The organism is Desulfurococcus sp. (assembly GCF_049970475.1).
GTDB classification, from domain to species: Archaea; Thermoproteota; Thermoprotei_A; order Sulfolobales; family Desulfurococcaceae; genus Desulfurococcus; species Desulfurococcus amylolyticus.
Window position 1 is genome coordinate 1 of the sequence record NZ_JBMFMW010000074.1, and the last position, 5,749, is coordinate 5,749.

Sequence of the window (5,749 nt, forward strand, 5' to 3'; positions counted from 1 at the left end):
GCCCGAGATAGCCCTACTTATTCTTGATAGCGAGCCATACGTATACCGTGATAAACCAATACACATGTTCACTCCTGTGGCAATAGATCGCCTATGGACGTACTGCCAGGGACCTATGACTTTCGAGGCTGCTGCAGATATAATGTTCAAGATTGCTAGAATACATTGGTTGCTCCACCCAGATGTAAGGCCTAAGCTGACCCGTCTCCAGGAAATAGTATTGCTCACTAAGTCTCTTCAAGCACTCACATGGGACGAAGTTCATGAGATAACCCGTGTACCGGTTAAAGAGCTTCAGAAGGAAGGGCATGAGATAGCCTGTATATACTTTAACTACTTGACTAGCTTAGAGCCAGATAAATACATGCCCGGTGTACGGGATTATATGTATGAATTCCATGAGTCCAATATTTAGCCCTCATACTCTAATTTATCAAAGCCGCTCTCAATAATTCTCGCTACTACATCTGGTGGGAGTGCTAAATCCCATCTAGAGGCCTTCACGGGTCCAGCTATTCGGACTCCTAAGCCATCCACTATCTCTACTTCGAACACATGTTGATCATGATTAGTCTGCCTCATCTTCTCGATGACTAGGAAACGTTTGAGAACTCCTTTTACAACGCTTTTACGGAGCCTTATTACTCCATCGGCAACATGCTCGATGCCGAAGCCAAAGCCCAGTTGAGTTGTTACCGCGTATTGGCTTGTAGCAAGTATTGTGAATCCCCATTTACTCAAAACCCGTTTAACCTGGTAACTGTATTTCCTAGCCATGACCGGCTTCTCAAGCCAGAATGCACTCATAGAGTCTATGACTAATCTAGCATGGCCTGGACCAAGGTACTTCTTTGCCTCGATGATGATAGAGATTAATTCATCTACGTCTAGTTCTTTAAGACTCCATAGATCCCCGTATTCACCCATTAACGCGTCTATCACAACTAGCTTTCCATCATCAATATATGGTTTTAGATCAACTCCAAACCGTTTAGACTGGGAAATAATGCTCTCCCTAGACTCCTCTGTTGTAACATATATGGCCTTATCGCCTTCCAGCAGCCCCTTTGATATGAACTGTATCGACATAGCTGTCTTACCGGTACCTGGTTCACCTACAAGAGCAACCATGAAACCCCTTGGTATACCCCCCTCTATGAGCTCGTCTAGCCCTGGTATCCCAGAGGGTATTCTCCCCATGTTCAAGAAGACATCAACCCTTACATATCGTAATAATTCATAAGTTTAAACAGGATTATAATCATTGTTAAATAGTTAGGCAGGAAATCGGTGGGGGTTGTGACACTTATTTTAAGAACTGATCCACTTAATCCCAGTAGGGAGCTCCTGATCCAAGCCGCGAGAATATTGTTGAATAAGGGTATAGTAGCCTTTCCAACCGAGACAGTGTATGGGCTCGGTGCAGTCATATATTACGAGGATGCTGTTGAGAAGATATTTAAGGCCAAGATGAGGCCTCCCGACAACCCCTTAATCATACATATATCTACTCTAGACATGCTTGAAGAAGTCGCATTGAATATACCTGAAGACGCATATAATTTGATAAATAGATTCTGGCCAGGCCCCTTAACGCTGATACTACCGAGAAACCCCAGGGTACCCAAGATAGTTACAGGAGGATTAGACACTATAGCTGTAAGAATGCCGGGTCATCCAACAGCTCTTGAGTTAATCAACGTGGTTGGCTACCCGATAGCCGCTCCAAGCGCTAATCTCTCCGGTAGACCAAGCCCTGTAACGGCTGAACATGTGATAAGGGATCTCATGGGCAGAATTGATGCGATTATAGATGCAGGAGAGACGTTTTTCGGGGTGGAATCAACGGTTGTGAATATACTTGAGGACCCGCCCACCTTACTCAGGCCTGGTGCCTACCCAGTGGAGGAGATCGAGAAGGTACTTGGAAGAAAAATAGCTATACCTGATTTCGCCAGGGGCCTCAAATACTCGGAGGTGGCTCTAGCACCCGGAATGAAGTATAGGCATTACTCTCCGGAGGCAAAGTTGATCCTAGTTGAGTCTGTGACAAATGATTACCGCGTAATTGCTAATAAAATCATCGAGGCGGCTAGAGATATTAGCGTATCCACTAATAGCGATATATGCATAGTTTCATCTATTGAAACAAGTAGTTATTACAAGAAGCTGGAGAAAGTGAAAGCCGTATTAATCATTGGCTCTAGGAGAAACCTGTATGAAGTAGCCAAAAACCTCTTCAAAATACTGAGAGATGTTGATAATATAGGGTGTAAAACAGTATTTGTGGAGGGATTCCCTGAAACAGGTATCGGGTTAGCAGTTATGAACAGGCTTAGAAAGGCGTCTTCAAGCATTATACGTGTCTAATACATTCTTGACTTCGACTTCTCTAACCACATATCCCGGTAGGTAGATACTCATTATCTCTTTAACAATACTCCTTATCTTCAAGTTTATGAGGGGATCCCCGCTGATAAGTCTAAGCACTGCTTCGTTGAATCCTGGATAAAGATGTAGTGAAGCAGCGAATCTATTATTATACATTATTCTCAGGCTGTAGGAATGCCTCTCAGCCCATAAGCCTTTCAGCCTAAACGCTTCAACCATGCTATTTAATACTTTAACCGGGATCCCCTTAATGAAATATGTGCTCATAACGCATTACCCCATGGACAATACGCACAGCTAGATGGATTGAAACATTATTTATGTTTTATGGTTGTTTTAATTCTTTCAGGTTGCTAGGTAGGTTGAAGCTACGTTCTCGGGTGCGTAAACTCCAGGTATTATTATGTAGCAAAAAGCTTATAAACAAGCTCCAAGCCTTGATAGACGGGGCCTCATGAAGTGGTGAATGCTGCTCCTGGAGGATTGCTGATCACGGATATTATTTATTCTCTCTGAAGAATAATTATCGATCACAAGAGCAGGGATGATTTTAAACCCTGATATATAGAGTAATAATATATGGTGGGAAAATGGGTGAAATCAATCCTACCGGAGAAGCCACCAATATAGGTACTAGTGGATCCGGAGATGTCTTAATCGATTTGTCAAACATACCTTTGAAGCCGCTTGGCAAACGCGAGATAAGCCAGCTTGAAATGGCCCTGATAATAGGCACGCTCTACAGGCCGGAAATCCTTGAATTAATACATGATCCTGTAGAGAGGTCTACATGGGTTGACAGCCTGGCGGTGGCGGCTGGAGCATATGCCAGAATGAAGGCTGGATTACCCGTCAGCCAGATAGCTGAGGAACTAGGAAGAAGCGAGACCACTATAAGGAGCCATTTAAACATGAAGACAAAGGCTGGTAAACTAATCCATGAAACATACGAGAAACTCAAGAAAGGGGAGTTAAAGCTACTCATACCATTCATCAAGGCCCCTGCTGCAGGCTTTGAAGACCAAATCAAGGTGCTTAAGGAGGAAATTGAGAAACAAAGGGAGAAAAACAAACAGCTCGAGGCCAGGGTCAATGAGTTAACAGAGTTGTTGAAGCATAGGGAGAATGAGGTACAAGCACTCAAAGAAGAGGTTAATAGGCTTCAAAACGAGCTGGAAGCGAAGAATAAGGAGTTAAATACATGCATAGATAACAATAGATTACTTAAGGATAGAATAGATGGGTTCATGAAAAACCTTTATAAAGTACTCGAGGAACTACAGAGCACTATTAACACAGGGTAATAATAAGCCCCCTCTTTTAAAAAAGGTGCCTCCCTGATCCACCGATAGGGGGTTGAATGAGCTTTATACTTGTAAAGATGGATGAGAATGGCAGAGTACTCGACTATAGCACGAACGCTGTTAAAATGAGTGAGAGAAAGTTTCATACATTACTGAATAGAGCGGTGGATCTAGCTAGGGTGGAGATACTCGCATTCAGGAGCCTGGGATTAAGCGATTTTAAGAGTGCTAGTATAAATACACTCGATTTCTCGGTTACAATTACCCGTAATATAAACGGCAACCTCGTATTAGTGGTATTCAAGGATGAAGCATCCGCCTCTACTTAGACCCAATGATTTTTAAGTAGTTCCTCCATATTTTCTCCTCTATCTCTCCAACACTACTACCTGTTATAGACGCTAAATACTCTATTGAGCCCGGTATTAGATCGGGCATTAGTTTCAAACCATGGTACTCATATGGGGCATCGCTCTCTGTTAATACATTTTCCACTGGTACCCGTGCAATAATCTCCCTATGTTTAACCTGGATCCTCCACGCAGGGTTTAATCCTACATAGTAGCCTGCTTCAACTATGCTACTCAGTAGGTCCTGGGGACCGGTGTACCAGTGAAAGAATGCCTTTTCAATACCTCCTCTATATACTTCATCGAATACTTCCTTCCAAGCACCAGCTGCGTGTATATTGAGTATTAAACCATACTCTCTGGCGTAAACCACGGCTTCCCTTAAGAACTCCAACTGCTTATTAAAGGTTTCCGGTGTGAAACGTTTATCAAGCCCTATCTCCCCCAGGCATTTGATATTGTTTTCCACTGCTGTATTTAATATGTTCTTTAAATCATTGATACTATACTCCCTAATGCTCCATGGATGAATACCGACACAGGGCGTTATATCGGGGTATGCTTCAGCAAGTCTCATAGTCTTCATACTCGACAATGGATCGTCTGAGACGCACACCAACTTGTATCTCCCAAGATACTCCTTTATCGTATCAGGGCTTAATTCATGGCAGTGAATATGCATGTCGATTAACAATACTTACACCCCGAATCAATGAATATTAAGAATATTATTTCCTAGTAGCAATAGTATCTTTCCCCTGTTTAATTCATCGCTAAATATATGAACAGCATTGATAAGTGTGGAGGCTATGCTGGCATCCTCTACCAATAGCGGGATATAATCTTTGGTTTTCAATACTAGTATTAGAAACTCGCTAAGACCGGTGGGCTTTACCCTCTGTATCTTACCTGGTTCCTTGAGATATACATAGTAGTTGCCGTGATCCTCTAAAACACCACCTGAAGCAATAACACATTTACCCCCTGGTTTAACCCCCCATATAGTGTATTTCTCACTCACCCAGGTAAACACCTGCATGAAATAACCCTCACAGAACACTCTTGTATCCGGGTCATGCTTGAATAATATAAGAGGGTGCTCTCCCTCGAAATAAATCACGCTGTCTTTGATAACATACTCCACCCGCTCACATCCACCATTGGGGAGAGGTTTGCACGCCTCTATGTTAACCATTAATAACCCCTTTCAACAATAGCTCCATATTGATGATGAATTTGCCGAATACCGTATTAAAGATGAGGTGTCTCCCGAATACCTGATCCTGTGTAGCGTCTCCCCACCCACGGTACTTTTAATTAGTTTCAATTACTTTTAATTCCGTGGGTGGGGTTGGCCCTCGGTGCGGGTTCACTAGCTTCACCCGCACCTCATGGGGCCCCGTCGAGCCCAACGCCACGGGGCTCCCATCTGCGGACAGGTGCTTCAACCCTATGTTTACGGCCCCGACGACGTCCCTGTCTAGGGTCAGCCCGTTGCCCAGCCTGGCCAGCCTCAGGGCGACCTTTGCCACCCTCACCCTCCTCCCTCTCACCGCAACGCGGATCACAGAGGGGGTGTAATTTTCAATGGGCTCTCCACTGAAGGGATCCCTCGAGGAGGAGTACGCCTCCGACACCTCGACGACGTATATGGGCTTGTTGTCCAGTACCTCCACCAGCTTCGAGACGCTCCACTGGTGGATC

7 protein-coding genes and 2 pseudogenes are annotated in these 5,749 nt (G+C 44.1%); 4 read left to right on the plus strand and 5 right to left on the minus strand.

Going from position 1 to position 5,749, the window contains the following annotated elements; all coding sequences use genetic code 11:
- Positions 1–415, plus strand: a pseudogene (locus ACP5N5_RS05230) (tRNA(Met) cytidine acetyltransferase TmcA); the annotation flags it as partial.
- Here the strand turns inward: ACP5N5_RS05230 and ACP5N5_RS05235 are convergent.
- Positions 412–1,200, minus strand: a complete 789-nt coding sequence (locus ACP5N5_RS05235; RefSeq protein ID WP_042667895.1) for a KaiC domain-containing protein — start codon at positions 1,198–1,200, stop codon at positions 412–414. The pseudogene ACP5N5_RS05230 and the gene ACP5N5_RS05235 overlap by 4 nt on opposite strands.
- A 90-nt stretch (positions 1,201–1,290) precedes the next feature.
- On the opposite strand from ACP5N5_RS05235, the gene ACP5N5_RS05240 reads away from it, so the two are divergent.
- A complete protein-coding gene (locus ACP5N5_RS05240) occupies positions 1,291–2,370 on the plus strand; it encodes an L-threonylcarbamoyladenylate synthase (protein ID WP_428133589.1) in 1,080 nt (359 codons plus the stop codon).
- Here the strand turns inward: ACP5N5_RS05240 and ACP5N5_RS05245 are convergent.
- Entirely contained in the window at positions 2,350–2,658 is a 309-nt protein-coding gene (locus ACP5N5_RS05245) for a hypothetical protein (RefSeq protein ID WP_428133591.1), read from the minus strand. The two genes, ACP5N5_RS05240 and ACP5N5_RS05245, sit on opposite strands and share 21 nt — an antisense overlap.
- Positions 2,659–2,981: 323 nt before the next feature.
- On the opposite strand from ACP5N5_RS05245, the gene ACP5N5_RS05250 reads away from it, so the two are divergent.
- Positions 2,982–3,695: a transcriptional regulator gene (locus ACP5N5_RS05250; protein WP_042666946.1), complete on the plus strand. Its 714-nt coding sequence runs from the start codon at positions 2,982–2,984 to the stop codon at positions 3,693–3,695.
- Positions 3,696–3,751: 56 nt separating this feature from the next.
- On the plus strand, positions 3,752–4,024 hold the full coding sequence (locus tag ACP5N5_RS05255; protein ID WP_276814908.1) for a hypothetical protein: 273 nt from the start codon (positions 3,752–3,754) through the stop codon (positions 4,022–4,024).
- On the opposite strand, the gene ACP5N5_RS05260 is transcribed toward ACP5N5_RS05255, so the two are convergent.
- The 3 genes and pseudogenes from ACP5N5_RS05260 to ACP5N5_RS05270 form a co-directional block, all read right to left on the minus strand.
- The gene (locus ACP5N5_RS05260; RefSeq protein WP_157857557.1) at positions 4,017–4,739 is read right to left on the minus strand and encodes a TatD family hydrolase; all 723 of its coding nucleotides are present in this window, start codon (positions 4,737–4,739) and stop codon (positions 4,017–4,019) included. The genes ACP5N5_RS05255 and ACP5N5_RS05260 overlap by 8 nt on opposite strands.
- A gap of 15 nt (positions 4,740–4,754) precedes the next feature.
- A complete protein-coding gene (locus ACP5N5_RS05265) occupies positions 4,755–5,189 on the minus strand; it encodes a hypothetical protein (RefSeq protein WP_428133594.1) in 435 nt (144 codons plus the stop codon).
- 169 nt (positions 5,190–5,358) lie between these two features.
- A pseudogene (locus ACP5N5_RS05270) lies at positions 5,359–5,749 on the minus strand (IS200/IS605 family accessory protein TnpB-related protein); the annotation flags it as partial.